The 15,814-nt window shown below is 44.9% G+C and carries 13 protein-coding genes and 1 pseudogene; 5 read left to right on the top strand and 9 right to left on the bottom strand.

Annotated features, from left to right (window positions below; translation table 11 throughout):
- Nucleotides 1-682 precede the first annotated feature (682 nt).
- The 4 genes from IEW93_RS20660 to IEW93_RS20645 all read right to left on the bottom strand — a co-directional run bounded on the left by IEW93_RS20660 (nt 683) and on the right by IEW93_RS20645 (nt 4,390).
- On the bottom strand, nt 683-2,140 hold the full coding sequence (locus IEW93_RS20660) for a sensor histidine kinase (protein WP_188741105.1): 1,458 nt from the start codon (nt 2,138-2,140) through the stop codon (nt 683-685).
- Nucleotides 2,140-2,874: a response regulator transcription factor gene (locus IEW93_RS20655; protein ID WP_188741104.1), complete on the bottom strand. Its 735-nt coding sequence runs from the start codon at nt 2,872-2,874 to the stop codon at nt 2,140-2,142. The genes IEW93_RS20660 and IEW93_RS20655 overlap by 1 nt, the downstream gene beginning before the upstream one ends.
- An 83-nt stretch (nt 2,875-2,957) precedes the next feature.
- Nucleotides 2,958-3,677 (bottom strand): spondin domain-containing protein, encoded by a 720-nt coding sequence (locus IEW93_RS20650; RefSeq protein WP_188741103.1) that lies wholly within the window; start codon nt 3,675-3,677, stop codon nt 2,958-2,960.
- Nucleotides 3,678-3,688: 11 nt separating this feature from the next.
- Nucleotides 3,689-4,390 carry a spondin domain-containing protein gene (locus IEW93_RS20645; RefSeq protein ID WP_188741102.1) on the bottom strand — a complete coding sequence of 234 codons (702 nt, stop codon included), beginning with the start codon at nt 4,388-4,390 and terminating at the stop codon, nt 3,689-3,691.
- Between the two features lie 146 nt (nt 4,391-4,536).
- Here IEW93_RS20645 and IEW93_RS20640 point away from each other — a divergent pair, with 146 nt between their 5' ends.
- Both IEW93_RS20640 and IEW93_RS20635 read left to right on the top strand, forming a co-directional pair.
- Nucleotides 4,537-5,088, top strand: coding sequence for a GNAT family N-acetyltransferase (locus IEW93_RS20640; RefSeq protein ID WP_188741107.1), 552 nt, complete (start codon nt 4,537-4,539; stop codon nt 5,086-5,088).
- Nucleotides 5,089-5,123: 35 nt separating this feature from the next.
- A complete protein-coding gene (locus IEW93_RS20635) occupies nt 5,124-6,464 on the top strand; it encodes an NAD(P)/FAD-dependent oxidoreductase (RefSeq protein WP_188741101.1) in 1,341 nt (446 codons plus the stop codon).
- A 34-nt stretch (nt 6,465-6,498) separates the two neighbouring features.
- Here IEW93_RS20635 and nhaC read toward each other — a convergent pair whose 3' ends face one another.
- The 4 genes from nhaC to purH all read right to left on the bottom strand — a co-directional run bounded on the left by nhaC (nt 6,499) and on the right by purH (nt 11,998).
- Complete coding sequence (nhaC, locus tag IEW93_RS20630; RefSeq protein WP_188741100.1) at nt 6,499-7,998, bottom strand: Na+/H+ antiporter NhaC; 1,500 nt, start codon at nt 7,996-7,998, stop codon at nt 6,499-6,501.
- A 474-nt stretch (nt 7,999-8,472) separates the two neighbouring features.
- Nucleotides 8,473-8,892, bottom strand: a complete 420-nt coding sequence (locus tag IEW93_RS20625; RefSeq protein WP_188741099.1) for a hypothetical protein — start codon at nt 8,890-8,892, stop codon at nt 8,473-8,475.
- 128 nt (nt 8,893-9,020) lie between these two features.
- Complete coding sequence (gene purD, locus IEW93_RS20620; protein ID WP_188741098.1) at nt 9,021-10,322, bottom strand: phosphoribosylamine--glycine ligase; 1,302 nt, start codon at nt 10,320-10,322, stop codon at nt 9,021-9,023.
- A gap of 86 nt (nt 10,323-10,408) precedes the next feature.
- Nucleotides 10,409-11,998: a bifunctional phosphoribosylaminoimidazolecarboxamide formyltransferase/IMP cyclohydrolase gene (gene purH, locus IEW93_RS20615; protein WP_188741097.1), complete on the bottom strand. Its 1,590-nt coding sequence runs from the start codon at nt 11,996-11,998 to the stop codon at nt 10,409-10,411.
- 298 nt (nt 11,999-12,296) lie between these two features.
- Here purH and zntR point away from each other — a divergent pair, with 298 nt between their 5' ends.
- The 3 genes from zntR (at nt 12,297) to IEW93_RS20600 (ending at nt 15,740) form a co-directional block, all read left to right on the top strand.
- Nucleotides 12,297-12,758, top strand: a complete 462-nt coding sequence (zntR, locus tag IEW93_RS20610) for a Zn(2+)-responsive transcriptional regulator (RefSeq protein WP_188741106.1) — start codon at nt 12,297-12,299, stop codon at nt 12,756-12,758.
- Between the two features lie 2 nt (nt 12,759-12,760).
- Nucleotides 12,761-14,188, top strand: a complete 1,428-nt coding sequence (locus tag IEW93_RS20605) for an SO_0444 family Cu/Zn efflux transporter (protein ID WP_188741096.1) — start codon at nt 12,761-12,763, stop codon at nt 14,186-14,188.
- Nucleotides 14,189-14,588: 400 nt separating this feature from the next.
- A complete protein-coding gene (locus IEW93_RS20600) occupies nt 14,589-15,740 on the top strand; it encodes a hypothetical protein (protein ID WP_188741095.1) in 1,152 nt (383 codons plus the stop codon).
- Here the strand turns inward: IEW93_RS20600 and IEW93_RS22120 are convergent.
- Nucleotides 15,697-15,814, bottom strand: a pseudogene (locus IEW93_RS22120) (IS630 family transposase); the annotation flags it as partial. The gene IEW93_RS20600 and the pseudogene IEW93_RS22120 sit on opposite strands and share 44 nt — an antisense overlap.

The raw sequence follows: 15,814 nt of genomic DNA, 5'->3' as shown, positions 1-15,814 counted from the left end.
AAAAGTACAAGCATTGGCTAACTAAAAGGTTCTCGCTGACGGAACCCATACCTTTCCGACAGCTGAGAAAAAGTATTGCAATGAGGTTAGTGCTGCGTTGGACGAATTGCTGATGTAAACTCATTTTGGGGCTTAAACGTGTTGGTAGATTGACGTTAAAATGGATAAATTCAACTCTGAACTTGAGGCCGTTGAAGAAAATAGCGTGAGCCTGACAGGACGTCAGGCTAGCTTTCGCGGTACAGGATGTACCATCGGAAGCGTTAGCATTTTCGAATAAGACCGAAGAATACCAAAGCGAAGTTAAATGCTGGATCTATTTCCGTCGCAATTTTTTCGCTGCTGTTGTTTGGTTAAATAGCGAAAATGTTGCCGGAACGGCAGGGTGATCCAAGAGGGGATTGCTGTTGATCCCCTTTTGGCCCGTGCAGGGTGGAACCTTGCGATCTAAATTCAAACGAAGTTTGATAAATCGGGTGTGGGCGAAGCGTCACGACGTTAGTGGCCGTAGGCCATATTGTTAACTCACAGTAACTCAAATTTTTGTTAGGAGTTAGTTCTAATTCTTCTGTTTAGATATAATTGATTTTGTTTACTTTGAAGCTTAATGATAAACAAAACTGAGTCAGTACCAATTGAAGATACGATGAAATCGCTGATTATTTGCGATTCAAAAATGAGATTAACTCTGCGTCACCAGCTCTATCTTAAATTCACTGCCCACCCCTGGTTGGCTGTCGATTTCAATTCTGCATTTTAATAAGCCTAATAATTGCCTGACAATGGCGAGTCCGACGCCAAGTTGTGGCAAGCTTTGGTTGGGTTCAAATGACAATGTGGTCATCGACAATTGTTTGAGGGCATCAACTTCATGTTTGTGCATGCCAGCGCCAGTGTCGCGCACGGTTAACCATTGTTGGCCATTGTGTTGTGTGTTGATAATTTGAATTTTGCCGCCAGCGGGTGTGTAGCGCAGGGCGTTGTCGACTAAGTTGTTGAGTATGCGGCGCATTAATGTGGGGTCGGTATAGATTTGTTCAGCATGATTGATGTCAAAATCAAGCTGTACTCCCAGCTTTTTAGCCCGCGGAGTAAAGGTTTGTTCAATGTCGCTGAGTAATTCAGTTAAGTTTACCTGCTGTAATTGTGCATCGATTTGGCCGTTTTCTAATGCGGCGAGTTCTAATAACTGGGCGAGCAATTGCTGTAAGGTTTGGCCTGAGTTGGCAGCATATTGAATTAAGGCTTCGTCGCGCTCATCTTCGGGTAAAATAAGCCAGGTATCGATATAGCCTAATAGCGCGGTAAGTGGCGTTTTTAGGTCATGAGACAGATGCAATAAAAAGTCATGCTTAGCTTGTTGTTGGCGCTTAACTTGCTGTTGTTGCAGCTGAATTTCTTGCAGTAGGTGATTAATATGATGACTCAGTTGGCTTATCTCTAAACTGCCTCGATAGCGCTGCGGCAGCATTAGATTGTCTGACATAGGCTTATCTTTTAACTCTGTTAAGTCTTGGGCTAATTTTTGGATCGGCCGAGTAAAGTAGCGCAATAAAATTACAAACAGCACTAAGGCAAAAATGATCCAGAAACCTATGGTTGCGCCCCAAATTTTAGGTTGGTTTTCGGCGTTGATCAGTGCTTGCCAGCTGTCGTAATCTTCTCCTCCAATAATCACATACAAATAACCGCTGTGCAGACCTTCTGGTGTTACAAGTTTACTAACAGAAAAAATCTTTTGGGTGTCTTCACTGCGAGGATCGCTGCCAAGCACTGGCAGGTTTTCGCCAGCTAAAAATTGCTTAATTATATGAGTATCAACGCGGTGGGTTTTAATTTTTTCGTCTTTGGCATCATAAGCAATCACTTTGCCATTAGGGTCTAGAGTGTATATTTCAAAGCTTGGGCCTAGCAGCATAAAATCGTGAAAGGCTTCTTTCAGTGCGGCGTCTGAGGTAATACCTTGAGACAGCAGCGGATTGATATGAGCCATGTGATCGGCCAATTCACGATGCAGTGATTGCTGTATTTGGTTGCGGCTAAACTCATGATTAAGTTGCAGCCATTGCCATAAGGCAACAAATAACAGTAATACAACCAGTGTTGCGGCTAGAAATAATCGGTTAAATAAGCGATTCATTAGTGGGTTTGCACCTCTGGTGGTGAAAATTTATAACCTACGCCCCACACTGTTTTAACTAAGTCGTGTTCGGGTGAACACTGCGATAGTTTATTGCGTAATCGATTGATATGGCTGTTTACTGTGTGCTCGTAACCGTCGTAGTTGTAACCCCATACAGCCTCGAGTAATTGCATCCGGCTAAAAACTTGTTGTGGGTGTTTGGCTAAAAACAGCAGTAAGTCAAATTCGCGGGCGGTGAGGGTTAGTGCTTTGTTGAATGCTTTGACTTCGCGGGTACTAGAGTTAATGGTGACACTATTAAATTCAATTTGTTGGGTTTGTTCTTGCTGGGCTTTACCACGTCTTAATAATGCTTTCACGCGTGCGCGCAGTTCTAACACGCTAAAGGGTTTTACTAGGTAATCGTCGGCTCCGGCCTCAAGACCTAATACCACATCTGCTTCTGAGTCTTTAGCGGTTAATAGCATTAGCGGGACTTCCTTACCGGCTTGGCGTAATTGCTCACACAACATAATGCCGTCACCATCGGGGAGCATGCGATCCAATAAAATTAAATCGAGCTTTTTATGTTCAATAATCTGCATGGCTTGCTTTAATGTGGTGGCGTGATCAACTTGGTAGTTGAGCGCTTTGAGGTTGAGGATAAGTAATTTAGCTAGGTCTTGTTCATCTTCTACCAGCAAAATATGTTGCGGGCATACATGGCCGTTATGTTTAATGGTTCCATTCATGTTGAGTTCCTCAAAGCAAATCCAGTCGTTGCATTAACAACTAGACCAGCCTTGAGGCGAATAAATTTCAGTGTGGTGGAAATTTATTCAGTTCTGGTGATGGTGACGGCCATTACTGGATTATCAAAACGGTGCGATGCATCAAGAACTGAGTCTGCTAAGCCGTCATACATTGACATCACCCCTGGATGAATATGGACAAAGTCAACATCATCACGTGTGGCGTTAAAGCCTTCGCCGCCATCAGCAGGACCTGGCAGAGTGCCTTTGGCTTCACTGTTTGCCTCGGTGCCCGCATCATAGGCCATAAACTTCATTGAGCTTGAGGCGTCTACTTGCATACCTGCAATGCTGTAGCTGTTTATGCCGGTAAAAGCGTCGTTAGTGTTAACTAGCATGGTCGCTAGGCTAATACTTGCAACGTCTGTTTCATCTAATGTGAGTGTGAGGGTTTCACTTGCGCCAGGCATTAATAAGCCTGCACCGTTAACGCTGCTAGTCAGCACATCTAATGCGGCGATATCAGCGGTATCACCACCTTCAGCCATTTTCTCTATGGCTTCGCTTGCCATTTCACCTGCGTTCCACAACATGGCATCACTAGCATGAGCGGCTAAAATCACCGGCGACATGGGCTGGTTTGCGGTGAGGTTAGTGACGGTAACCGTGAAAGTTTGCATCACTGGTGCTGGTGGTGTCTCGTCAACGGTGTCATTGTCATCATCGCCACACGCAGTTAATAAGGTGGCCGCTGCCAACATGGCCAGTAAACTAGGCTTTAATGTAAAATCAGTGGGTTTCATGGGCTACCTCCTTATTTTACTGTTACCACAACTTTGGCAACAGGGTTCAACCAGCGGTGTACGCGGCTGTCTAGGTCACTCATGCCACCTGCTGGGTCCATGTCTCCTAGTACGCCAGGGTGAGTATGTACGTTGCTGTTATCAGAACTGTCCATTACGCCTGTACCGTTAGCTCCACCATCGCCGCCAGGTGCAGCAGGAATACCCGGTACTCCAGACATGCCACCACCATTAATGATTTCATCATTGGCTTCGGTACCAGCATCATACGCATTAACGTACATAGTATAAGTGCCCGCTTCTGTTGGAATTTCCCAGCCATCTAGCCCTACAAAGGCATCGTTGGTTGGCAATACCATGGCCACAATCGATAAGTGAGTGTTATCGCCAGTATCAAGCATCACTTCGCTGACACTCATGCCTGCGGCTAGTAAGCCCATTGTGGGGTTGGCTGATGTGACGCCAGCATTACCTGTTACAGCAGCATCTAAATCGGCAATATCGCCACCCTCAGCCATTTTTTGTAAAGCTGCCGAGGCTTCAGTACCTACTTGAAACAGATGGCTGTCAGCGTCGTGAGCAGCGATCAAAAGAGGGGTAAAGTGGTTTCCGTGGGTTAAATTGGTCACGCTAACTTCAATATCTGCAGCTAAAGTTGGAAGGCTAAATAATCCAGCAGCCATAAGGCTTGCAGTCACTAATGTACGTTTCATAACCGAGCTCCTTTTGTTTAATTGCAGTCAGTATGCGCTAGGAGTTTCACCAGGTTATTGCCAAATTATCACAAAAGTTTAACATCGTAGCTGGCTATATTGGCGTGTGATAAAGTGTGCTTAAACAACTAAAAATAGTAGATATGATGATTAGAGAATTGACCCACGCTGACTTTGACGCAGTGATTGCTTTAGGCGAAGAGGTTCACGGCAGTGGTTATATGGACCTTGCTGAATTAACGGCGATTTATCACAAAGGCATTAAAAATGGCATAAATGCCAATTTTGTCGCAATTGAAAACAATCAGCTAATTGGTTTTAGGTTGACCTATGCCGCAGGGCAGTGGCCGCAAGACCAATGGTGCACGGTAGACAAGTGGGGTGTTGCATTTGAGGATGTGTGTTATTTCAAGTCAAACACCATTGCCGAAGCTGCCCGAGGTAAAGGCCTTGGTGGGCAATTATTAGCAGCATCCAAAGCGGCGGTTATTGCCCAAGGCGCTAAAGCGGGAGTGAGCCATTTATGGCAACAAAGCCCTAATAATGCAGCGGTACGTTATTTTACCAAAGCCGGGGGCGTGTTAATTGCCGAGCACCCACAACGCTGGCATCAGCGTTACATGGGTGAAGAGTATATTTGCGTCATTTGCGATCACGACTGCCACTGTGTCGCCTGTGAAATGCTGTTAACGTTCTAGTATCGCTTAATCATTACAATAAGAAGAATAACTTTATGTATGATCCACTTGTTAACGCTCATCCTAACAATCAACCTTTTGCGCCAAGCTATTGGGCGACGACACAGGCATTGGGTGCTGCAACAGCGCCATTGTCGGGTCGGCAGCATACCGATGTCGCAATTATTGGCGGCGGCTATACTGGGCTGTTAACTGCGTATTATTTGGCAAGTGAGTTTAATATTGATTGTCATGTGTTGGAGGCCAATCAAGTCGGATTTGGTGCCAGCGCCCGTAATGCTGGTTTTGTGTTAAAAGGCTCGGGCCGTTTAGGGTATGCCGCCATGACCAAGCGTTGGGACTTAGCTACAACCAAAGGTATTTACGATGAGTTTACCCAAGCTGTTGCTAGGGTTGACGGATTAATTAAACAGCACAATATTGCCTGTGAGCCACAAGAAGCGGGTTACTTAAAAGTGGCCCATAATCCCAAAGCGCTCGTTACACTGCAAAATGCGGCTCAGTATATTCAACAACACCTTGCTGATGGCCAAGACAGCGGCGCTGAGTTTATTAATAGCGGAGATTTTAGAACGCAATATTTAGATCATCACCAAGCCTATGGAGCTTTGCGCTTAAAAGATGGTTTTGGCCTTAACCCGCTTAAATTATTGCTCGGTTATAAGGACATGGTACAGGCGCAAGGGGTGACGATTTCTGAGCAATCATGTGTATTAGAGTGGGTTGAAGAGGGCGCTAAACATCGTTTAATCACCGCCAATGGTGAGTTGATTGCCAATAAGGTGATTATGGCGGGCAATGCCTATACGCCTAAACGATTTAATCAGCGTGTTGACGATAAATTTTTGCCGATATTAAGCAATGTGATTGTTACCGAGCCGCTCACTCCGCAAGAACTGGCACAAGCAGGATTGCATACCTACCAAGTCACCATGGACACGCGTATTTTAAAATACTATTACCGTTTACTGCCCGACAACCGTTTATTGTTTGGTGGCCGAGGTGCTGTATGGGGGAAAGATGCGGCTAATCCTGTATATGGTGAGCGATTAAAAATGGCACTTAATAAGTGCTTCCCAAGTTTATCGAGCAAAGCGATTGCCTATAACTGGACTGGTTGGATTGCTGCTGCAATGGACGATATGCCTCATGTGTATAGCAAGGAAGGAGTAGGATACAGCCTTGGGTATTGCGGTGCGGGTGTGTCGTTTTGCAGCCAAGCTGCGTATCGGTTAGCACAAAGCATTGCAGGTGAAACCTTGCCCAATCTGCCTTTATATCAGCAAGCGCTACCTAAATTCCCCTTTACCCAAGCAAGACGCCTTGGGCAATGGGGTTATTATCATTATGGTTGGTTAAAAGACCGCTTTGGCTAACTGTCCATTTTTACCTTGTATGTTGCTTAGTCGATTAACCGACGACTTCGCCAGTGCTTATTTTGGTTTCGTCCAATGGCTCGATTTTGACATTAAAATAAGCATAAGTGGCACTCACAAATGGACATACCAAGTTAAAGAAGGCGTATGGCAAGTAGGTAATGGTTGCCACGCCTAAGGTGCTGGCCATAAACGCACCACAGGTGTTCCATGGCACTAGCGGGCTGGTGACGGTTGCCGAGTCTTCAAGCGAACGGCTTAAATTCACCGCAGCCAATTTACGGCGAGTGTATTCTACTTTTAGCATTCGCCCTGGCAGAACAATAGCAATGTATTGGTCGGCGGTAATAATATTCGCGCCAATACACACGCCGATAGTGGTAATGATTAAGCTGGTGGTGCCAGTGACTACGGTGAGAATACTTTCTAAAATACGACTTAGCAGGCCAGTCACTTCCATTACGCCGCCAAATGCCATGGCGCATAAAATTAACCACACTGTGGTCACCATGCTGCTCATGCCGCCACGGCTTAATAAACTGTCTAATACTGCATCGCCCGTGTTAGCGACATAACCGTCAAACATGGCAATCCATAAGCCTTTAACTAACGCCACGATCGGCACTAAGGTATCGTCGTGGACAAAAGCGATAACGTTATCAAACTGAAATAGTGCCGCGCATGCCGCCCCGGCCAACGTGCCTAATATGACCGTAGGAAATGCAGGCATTCTGCGGTTAGCCAAATACAGCACCACTAATAATGGGATGAGTAAATGCAGCCCGGGGCTGTAGGTTTTGTCTAATAGCGCTAGCGTGTCAGTCAGTTGGTTTTCAATTGGTGTGGCGTCTGCAGTTAAGCCTAAAAAGGTAAAGCCAATCAGGGCAATAATAATGCTTGGCACTGTGGTCCAGGTCATGTGGCGAATATGACTAAAAATATCGGTGCCAGCAACTGCAGGGGCAAGATTTGTGGTGTCAGACATGGGCGACATTTTGTCGCCAAAATAGGCGCCACTGATGATAGCACCAGCAGTAATGTTCACATCTAACCCCATTGCTGACGAAATACCCACTAATGCGATACCGAGCGTACCGGCAACAGTCCACGAGCTGCCAATACTTAACGCCACTACCGCGCACAATAAACAACATGCGGTGTAAAAGTAATCGGGATTAAGAATTTGCATGCCATAGTAAATCATTGTTGGCACAGTGCCGGCTAAAATCCAGGTACCAATGAGCGAGCCCACGCTAAACAAAATTAATAATGCGCCAGTGGCAACACCAATGCTTTTAACAATTCCGCGTTCCATTTGGTTCCAGCTGTAGCCATTTTTAAAGCCAATGACCATCGCAATACACGCCGCTAATACTAATGCAATTTGGTTGGCGCCCGATGAGCTGTCTGATGAAAACAGATATACCGCAGCACCAAGCATAATAATGAGTGCAAAAACGGGGATCAGTGCATCGAGTAGTGTGGGTTGCTTATGGTTGGAAGGCGACGGTTTTGAAGACGCGACTTGAGACATACGATTTCCTTTATAATTATTATTTTGACCAATATCTCATTCGTGTGAGTTGGCTATTGCTATTTTAATAACTTGGTAACGAATTTGTAACAGGCCTCATCCTGACATAAAAATACCTGATAAGTCGAATATTGTTATCGCATGAAAGTGATTTGAATATACCTTGCTAAGTGTTGTTGCTAGGTGCTCTGCTTGGTTAGTTACCGAGTCTGGTTAGTTATGCGGTTATTGGTTTTAAATGCGCATAAATAACCGTGGTGGGACCAGTGTGATTTGATGGTTAATTGCAGCGTTTTTCAACAGGGTTAGCGTCTTTGTATTGACTGGCTATATAGTTTTATGGCATGGGGCAGGCGATTAACTTTTGCAGCTTTAGCATGTGCGTTGTAGGCTTTTGCTCGCAGCCTATCGTTTTCCCTCACAGAAACGGCCTTTACTTATGATATAACCTCTTATCATGGGAAGCGACTAGCCCTATTTATCAGTTTTATTTATTGTCTCACTCACCCAAATATACTCAACATCGCTACCTTTCACTTGCCAGAAGGATTGGTAATGCACTTTTCCTGTCAGTGGTATCCATGTTTGTTGGGCATGTTGAAATGTCATTGTATAAGCAATTTTTATCGGTCGAATTCCACGGCCAAACACGTTACAGGAGAATGTGTTTGGGCTAATAACGTTAATGAGTTGACGCTTAATGTCTGATTGTGGATAAAGTATGGGTGGTAATGTCGAAAGATCCAATTGTGTATTGGTAGAAAATATCGCATCAACTCTGCCTGCGTCTAATGATGAAAGCGCCTCAGATTGAAGCGAAGAAAGACCATCGGCATAGGCTGTTTGAATACCCGCAGAAGACATGAAAATATAACCCCAACAGTGTTTTTTCATAGTGTTACCTGAGTGTAATATTTTTATTAAACATATCTCTTTAACACTGCCAAGGCCATAGAAATAAACAATCCCTGCGACGTTACCGTTGCAGGGATTGTTGTTAAACTTGACAACTAACCTATGGCTTACGCTTTAGCTTGTTCACGAGCAATGGCGCGATAAGCAATATCGGTACGGAAGTACACGTCATCCCAATGAATGGCATCTACTAATGCATAAGCAGCTTGTTGGGCTTCAGTTACCGTGTTGCCTAATGCGGTAGCACACAGAACGCGGCCGCCATTTGTCACAACGTGGCCGTCTTTCATCTCGGTGCCAGCATGAAACACTTTACCGTTAACATCACCAAGGGTTAAGCCGTCAATCACATCACCTTTGTTGTAGGCATCTGGATAACCGCCTGCGGCCATCACCACACCTACCGCTGCACGAGAGTCAAATTCTGCGTTGACTTTATCTAATTCACCACGAGTTGCAGCAAGACAAAGCTTAACAATGTCAGACTGTAAACGCATCATAATGGGCTGCGTTTCTGGGTCGCCAAAGCGACAGTTGTATTCAAGTACTTTAGCGCTGCCATCTGGTGCAATCATTAAACCTGCGTACAAAAAGCCGGTGTAAACGTTGCCTTCAGCAGCCATACCATCAACGGTTGGGCGGATAACATTGGCTATCGTCCAGTCGTGTACCGTTTGCGTTACAACCGGCGCAGGAGAGTATGCACCCATACCGCCAGTGTTAGGGCCGTAATCGCCATTGTCGCGGGCTTTATGGTCTTGACTGGTGGCCATGGCAAGAATGTTTTTGCCGTCAACCATTACGATAAAGCTGGCTTCTTCGCCTTTTAAAAACTCTTCAATAACCACGCGAGAACCCGCATCGCCAAATTTATTACCGGCAAGCATGTCATCAATAGCGGCATCGGCCTGGGCTTGATCGGCAGCGATAATCACGCCTTTACCGGCAGCTAATCCATCGGCTTTAATCACGACAGGGAAACCTGTTTTAGCTGTTAACTCAGCAATATAAGCTTTAGCCGGTGCAATCTCAGTGAAGTTTGAGTAGTCAGCCGTTGGAATATTGTGGCGTGCTAAAAAGTCTTTAGTGAAAGCTTTTGACGATTCAAGCTGTGCTGCGCCTTTTGTTGGGCCAAAAATAGGTAAACCAGCAGCATTAAAAGCATCAACAACGCCTAATGATAATGGCACTTCAGGGCCGACGATTGTTATCTCAATCTTGTTGTCTTGAGCAAACTTAACTAAATCAGCGATAGCTTCAACTTGAATGGCCACGTTTTGTAATTTTGGCTCTAAAGAGGTTCCTGCATTACCTGGTGCAACAAACACTTTTGTGACTTCTGCCGACTGAGCTGCTTTCCAAGCTAATGCATGTTCACGACCGCCGCCACCAATGATAAGTACCTGCATTTTTAATCACCCTTTTCATAAATTAAATAATATGATTCTTTAAACGAAAAAAGCAGCCAAAGAAGGCTGCTTGTCTCAAGTGGAATTTAGTGGCGGAAGTGACGCATGCCAGTAAATACCATGGCCATACCGTGCTCGTCTGCGGCGGCAATGATTTCTTCATCGCGAATAGAGCCACCTGGCTGGATGATACAGCTAATACCCGCAGCCGCGGCAGCGTCGATACCGTCGCGAAATGGGAAGAAAGCGTCAGACGCCATCACTGAGTTTTCAACCACTAGGCCTTCATCAGCCGCTTTAATGCCTGCAATTTTAGCGGAGTAAACGCGACTCATTTGGCCTGCACCGACACCGATTGTCATGCCATCTTTGGCGTACACAATAGCGTTAGATTTAACAAACTTAGCTACTTTCCAGCAGAACATTAGGTCTTTTAATTCATCTGCCGTTGGCTGGCGCTTAGACACGACTTTAACGTCGTCTAGGTTTACCATGCCCTGGTCGCGGTCTTGTACTAACAAACCACCATTAACGCGTTTGTAATCAAGCGTTGTGGTTTTGCTCGCCCACTCACCACACTCAAGTAAACGCACGTTGGCTTTAGCAGCCACAATATCGCGTGCTTTTTGGCTAACCGTTGGTGCGATGATGACTTCAACAAATTGACGGTCAACAATGGCTTGGGCCGTTTGTGCATCTAACTCCTGATTAAAGGCAATAATACCGCCAAAAGCTGATGTTGGGTCGGTTTTAAAGGCGCGGTCATAGGCTTCTAATAAGTTAGCGCCTAATGCTACACCGCAAGGGTTAGCGTGTTTAACGATAACGCAGGCTGGGCCTTCAAACTCTTTTACGCACTCAAGAGCCGCATCAGTGTCAGCGATATTGTTGTAAGACAGAGCTTTGCCTTGTAACTGAATCGCGCTGGCAACTGAGGCTTCATCAATTTGGGTATCAACATAAAACGCGGCTTTTTGATGACTGTTTTCACCGTAGCGTAAATCTTGCTTTTTAATGAATTGCGAATTAAACGTACGTGGGAACGTTGAATCGTCGTGGCACTCATCGTTGCTGTGTGCTGGCACCATAGTACCGAAATAATTAGCGATCATTCCGTCGTAAGCCGCGGTATGCTCAAAGGCTGCAATGGCAAGGTCAAAGCGAGTTGCTAGCGTAGTGCTGCCATTGTTGGCTTGCATCTCAGCAATCACGCGACCGTAGTCTTTTGCGTTAACCACAATGGTGGTGTCTTTGTGGTTTTTGGCGGTTGAGCGCACCATGGTTGGGCCGCCAATGTCGATATTCTCAACCGCATCGGCCAAGGTGCAACCTGGTTTTGCCACAGTTTCAGCAAATGGGTATAAGTTAACAGCCACTAAATCGATAGGGTTAATGGCGTTTTGCTCCATTACCACTTCGTCAATGCCGCGACGGGCTAAAATGCCGCCATGAATTTTAGGATGCAGGGTTTTAACACGACCATCCATAATTTCTGGGTGACCTGTGTAGTCAGAAACTTCAATTACCGGGATATTATTGTCTGCAAGTAGCTTTGCAGTACCGCCCGTTGATAAGAGTTCAACACCTTGTGCATGCAGCGCTTGTGCAAACTCAAGGATTCCAGTTTTATCTGATACGCTTAATAGCGCGCGACGAATTGGTCTGACATTATTCATGTAGGTACAGGGTCCACTAGTTTGATTTTAAGGATCTTTCGTAAAACAGAATTGCCTCAAGTCTGCTTTACCAAAGTCCCTCATGATGTTGCGATAACACCACTAGATGACTGTCTTAATGATCAGGCGGGCGTATTTTATCGTAAAGCGCATGTATTGGGTGTTTTTTCTGCGTGATTTCACAATATTGAAATAAGAACAAAGATAGTCAAAATAATCGCCAAACAACCCTTGACCTTAGATTAAACTCCAAGGTTTATACTTAGGTAACATTCAAGCAATGATAATGAGTAAACGCATGTATCGAATAGGCGAACTCTCTGCTTTATACGACATTAAAGCCGACACATTACGATTTTACGAAAAACATGGTTTGTTATCACCGTCAAGTCGTTCAGACTCGGGCTATCGTTTGTACAATCAAGATGACTCAGAACGGCTCAAGTTTATTTTACGCGCTAAAGCGGTGGGCTTTTCACTGAATGATATTGCTGATTTATTATCGATTGAAGTGGATAAGTCTAACCGTGCCTGTGCTGATGTTAAGGCGTTAGTTGACACTAAGCTAGAGCAGGTTGAAGCCAAATTGGCGGAGTTACAACACTTTGCAACGTCGTTAAAAAGTTTATCTAACACCTGTTGTGGTGGCCCTGATAGCGCTGAACATTGCTCAATACTTGAGGCGTTAGAATCATCCGACAAACATATTATTGCTAAACAAGAACATCATCATTTTTCTCATTTAGGTCATAAGGACTAACTATGTTATTGACCAATTTTATTCACTTATTTTTAGAGTCTGCGCCTTGGTTGTTATTAGGCTTGGTGCTCGCAGGGTTGTTAAAAGTGTTTGTGCCTATGGCCTGGATGCATAAACAGCTCGGCGGTCACGGAGTGAAAACCGTATTTAAAGCAGCGTTGTTAGGTGCGCCTTTGCCATTATGTTCGTGTGGGGTAATCCCCGCTGCGGTTGGTTTACGCCGTGCAGGGGCTTCAAAAGCGGCAACCACGTCATTTTTAGTGTCAACGCCTGAAACCGGTGTCGATTCGATAACCGTATCTTATGTGTTACTGGGCCCGTTTATGGCCATAGTTCGTCCTATTGCAGCTATTACTAGCGCTATTGTGGCTGGGCTATTGGTGGGCCGCGATGACGATGATGGAGTACCTGTAGCTGCGAAGCCTCAATCAGAAAACACTACGACTACTAACGTTGAGACGTCCTGTTGTGCAAGTAAAAAGGCCGATACTGTGCAGCACGCTGGGGTGAAAATGACCGCAGTTAAAGCCGAATCTGTATTAAGCCCTATGGCTTCAGCTAAGGTGTTGAGTGCTGAACAAGCGCCAAAGCAAAGCAGTTGCTGCGCAAGTAAAACGGATGCTCCATCTCAGTCTGCATCATCTGAGTCATGTTGTAGCACTAATGCAGCAGAGCCTAAAAAACCAGACGCAGTTAAATCCAGTTGTTGCAGTAGCCCAGCTGAGCCAAAAGTTGCGGCGCTAAGCAGTTGTTGTGCGTCCAAGTCAGCGCCAGCAAACCAAGGTGAAGCGGCCAACACTGCAGAGACTAGCTGCTGCACGTCAACTCAAGATATGGCCACAGAGCTTAAGCAAAACAGTGTAATGAGCAGAGTGTTCTCTGGTTTACATTATGCTGCAACGGATTTAGTTAAAGACACCACCTTGTGGTTGTTAGTCGGACTATTTTTTGCTGCCCTAGTGCAAACTTACGTACCAAGCGACTTTTTAGTGAAGTGGGGTGACGGCATTTTAGCCATGCTAGTGATGGTGCTCGTGTCTATCCCTATGTATATCTGTGCTACGGCTTCAACGCCGATTGCGGCAGGTTTACTGTTAGCGGGTGTGTCTCCTGGTGCGGTATTAGTATTTATGATGGCAGGCCCAGCAACGAATATCGCCACACTGGGTGTTGTGACTAAAGAGTTAGGCAAGCGTGCGCTTTATGGATATTTAGGCGGTGTTATCGGTGTGGCGTTAGCTTTTGGCGTGTTGGTGAATTATTTGGTCGACACTTTTGGCTTTAAAGTGATGCCACAAATTGGTGAAGAGCACGCCTTATTACCACAAGGTGTGGTAGCTGTGTCAGGTATTGTGTTGGCTATCTTAATGGCGAAAGTGTTGTGGGATATGATCCCAAAAGGCAATAAAGAGAAGAGTTGTTGCTCTTAATGATGGTTGCAGCCTCCCATAGCTTGTTTGCTATGGGGTATGAGTTTTGAAAACCAGTGTTCACAAAAACACTGGTTTTTTTGTGCTCAATTTTTTGTTTTTAATTATTGTTAACTGAGCAAGCTAGCACGTCAGAATATGATAAGCAGTGCATTACGCATACAAAATCTGTTATTTATTTGAAATTAATGAAATACGCAAACCTTAAAAATATCTTAATTTTTTATGTAATATTTACATCTTGTGACGCCCTTCAGTTTTTTAACAATTACCGCATATCTCTGCACTTTTTTTGCACAATTATTGTGATATCTCTCTCCTTGTTTTTATTGGGTTTCATCTACTATCTCAATTGCAATATACCTATAAAGTGATAAGTCGTTTAAGCGACTCTGGAGTAATGATGAAAACAATAAAAATGTGCAAAATAGCACTGTTAATAGCACTTTCCATGGGCGTAATAGCCTGTGGCAGTGATGGTAAAGACGGCGCTGATGGCGTAGATGGGCAAGATGGCGCGGCAGGTTTACCTGGTGCAGACGCAACAGCTCCTACTGTGAGTGTTTCAACGGCAACCAATATTGAATTTATTAATCATATTGTTGCAGACGGTGTGGTCACTGTTGAGTTTAATGTTACCGATGAATCTGGTTATGCCATTACAGGCTTAACAGATGCATCAGTTTACCTTGCAGCCAAAACCGAAAATGGAATGCAACGTAGCCGTGACGGAAGTGTGGGCGGTAATGCTACTGTGGGTGGTACATCGCCAACAGAAGGTGCCTCGCTAACCTTGCTCGATAATGGTAATTACCAGTTAGTTGCGCCAATGGCAGGGGTGCAAGCCGATACAGAAGCATTAATTCGTTTGCAAGTTGGCGGTGGTGATATTGCTAAATCACCGTATGTGCTAATTGCGAAACCTGAAATGATGCATACCTCAACAACTGAAACTTGCTATGCCTGCCACGTTGATTATGCAGAATCAGATCTTAAACATGCTGGCTATGTTGCGTTAAATACTGACGGCGAAGTGGATTTTGTTGGTGGTTGTATGGTGTGTCATAACAACGTACCGCGTGATGTTGATGCAGACGGTACCTCATTAAGCACTGGTGGTTATGCTAAAAACACCATGCAAATGCTTGGACACATTAATCACCAAAATTTTGAAAAAGATTTTGAGCCTGCTAACTGTTATACCTGTCATGCCGAGCCTGTAATGAACACCAGCCTTGCTGGTAACGGTTGTGCTGATTGTCATAACACGTCTAGCAGTTCTAGTTATGCTCAAGTCATTAGCAACAGTAACAGCAGTGAGTTTGATGCGAGAGAGTTCCACTTAAATAAGAGTGGCTTAGAAACCTTGCAAGCGATGCGCGTGAGTTACACCGCTGAAACTACAGCCCCGCAGAAAAATGATGCAGGCATTTGGTGTACCACAATGTCACTATTTGACATTAGCACTGGCACCAAGACTCAAGTGAATATTGGTGAGCTATACCCAATCAACTTGAAGATGCGGATTGTAACATCTGAAAATTGTCATTGATCCGCGACGTCAAATCGCCACCCATTTCCGGCAGTGTTTCTTTAAAAAATTTTGATAGAGCGGCCCTAAATTCG

Origin of the sequence: Shewanella inventionis, from assembly GCF_014641855.1 — a bacterium.
In the GTDB taxonomy this organism is placed as follows: domain Bacteria; phylum Pseudomonadota; class Gammaproteobacteria; order Enterobacterales; family Shewanellaceae; genus Shewanella; species Shewanella inventionis.
This window is presented reverse-complemented; position numbering and strand designations above follow the sequence as displayed.

What these genes read in the sequence shown, in the direction of transcription:
- IEW93_RS20660 (WP_188741105.1), bottom strand. Translation starts at nt 2,140, where the DNA reads ATGAATCGCTTATTTAACCGATTATTTCTAGCCGCAACACTGGTTGTA.
- IEW93_RS20655 (WP_188741104.1), bottom strand. Translation starts at nt 2,874, where the DNA reads ATGAATGGAACCATTAAACATAACGGCCATGTATGCCCGCAACATATT.
- IEW93_RS20650 (WP_188741103.1), bottom strand. Translation starts at nt 3,677, where the DNA reads ATGAAACCCACTGATTTTACATTAAAGCCTAGTTTACTGGCCATGTTG.
- IEW93_RS20645 (WP_188741102.1), bottom strand. Translation starts at nt 4,390, where the DNA reads ATGAAACGTACATTAGTGACTGCAAGCCTTATGGCTGCTGGATTATTT.
- IEW93_RS20640 (WP_188741107.1), top strand. Translation starts at nt 4,537, where the DNA reads ATGATTAGAGAATTGACCCACGCTGACTTTGACGCAGTGATTGCTTTA.
- IEW93_RS20635 (WP_188741101.1), top strand. Translation starts at nt 5,124, where the DNA reads ATGTATGATCCACTTGTTAACGCTCATCCTAACAATCAACCTTTTGCG.
- nhaC (WP_188741100.1), bottom strand. Translation starts at nt 7,998, where the DNA reads ATGTCTCAAGTCGCGTCTTCAAAACCGTCGCCTTCCAACCATAAGCAA.
- IEW93_RS20625 (WP_188741099.1), bottom strand. Translation starts at nt 8,892, where the DNA reads ATGAAAAAACACTGTTGGGGTTATATTTTCATGTCTTCTGCGGGTATT.
- purD (WP_188741098.1), bottom strand. Translation starts at nt 10,322, where the DNA reads ATGCAGGTACTTATCATTGGTGGCGGCGGTCGTGAACATGCATTAGCT.
- purH (WP_188741097.1), bottom strand. Translation starts at nt 11,998, where the DNA reads ATGAATAATGTCAGACCAATTCGTCGCGCGCTATTAAGCGTATCAGAT.
- zntR (WP_188741106.1), top strand. Translation starts at nt 12,297, where the DNA reads ATGTATCGAATAGGCGAACTCTCTGCTTTATACGACATTAAAGCCGAC.
- IEW93_RS20605 (WP_188741096.1), top strand. Translation starts at nt 12,761, where the DNA reads ATGTTATTGACCAATTTTATTCACTTATTTTTAGAGTCTGCGCCTTGG.
- IEW93_RS20600 (WP_188741095.1), top strand. Translation starts at nt 14,589, where the DNA reads ATGATGAAAACAATAAAAATGTGCAAAATAGCACTGTTAATAGCACTT.